The 843-nt window shown below is 67.9% G+C and carries 1 protein-coding gene; it reads left to right on the top strand.

Features of this window, described 5'->3' with window-relative positions; translation table 11 throughout:
• Window positions 1–90: 90 nt before the first annotated feature.
• Window positions 91–843: transporter substrate-binding domain-containing protein (locus tag E1292_RS50545; RefSeq protein WP_132606890.1), on the top strand; the 753-nt coding region annotated here is incomplete at its 3' end.

Genomic DNA, 843 nt, shown 5'->3' with positions numbered 1-843 from the left:
AATCCCCAAGAAAGTCCCACTTCTCCGTTGGAGGCGTTGAAAGACCGGCCTGCGCGCGTTATTCAGCCGACAAGCTCCTCCTTACAGGAGATGATCGGGGTGACCATGCGTGGGGCGGCGCTCGCAGCTGCGGCCATGGCCGTATGCCTGGCGGCGTGCGGCGGAAACGACACATACTCCACCGTCGCAGAGAAGATCAGAGAGGGCCGCACAGTCACTGTCGGCACCAAGTGGGATCAACCGGGCGTGGGCCTGAAGACCGGGCCCGGCGCCCCCGAAGGTTTCGACGTCGACGTCGCCCGCTACATCGTCCGCCACCTCGCGGACGGCAAAAACGTACGCATCACGTGGCGCGAGGCCCCCTCCTCCGCCCGCGAGGCGCTGCTCCAGAACGGCACCGTCGACATGGTCGTCGCCTCCTACTCCATCACCCTGTCGCGCAGGCCCCGGGTGACGTTCGCGGGCCCGTACGTGCTCGCCCACCAGGACACCATGGTCCGCGCCGACGACACCGACATCCGGAAGACGAGCGACCTGGCGGGCCAGCGCATCTGCCTGGCCAAGGGCTCCAACTCGTACCGGCGCATCGTCGACCCGCCGCCGGACGGCAAGCTGGACCTGCCGGCCATCCTCGTGCCCGCGGCCAACTACTCCGACTGCGTGCACAAGCTCCTCAACAGGCAGCTCGACGCGGTGAGCACCGACAACCTGGTGCTGGCCGGGTACGCCGAACAGGCCCCAGGCAGCTTCAGGCTGCTCAACGACCCGATCAGCGAGGAACGGTGGGGCGTCGGCCTCAAGGAGGGCGAGATCGCCAGCTGCCAGGCCGTCGACCGGGTGATC

This window comes from Nonomuraea deserti (assembly GCF_004348685.1).
Taxonomy (GTDB): domain Bacteria; phylum Actinomycetota; class Actinomycetes; order Streptosporangiales; family Streptosporangiaceae; genus Nonomuraea; species Nonomuraea deserti.
The sequence above is the reverse complement of the archived record's forward strand: the minus strand, read 5'-3'. Positions and strand labels throughout refer to the sequence as shown.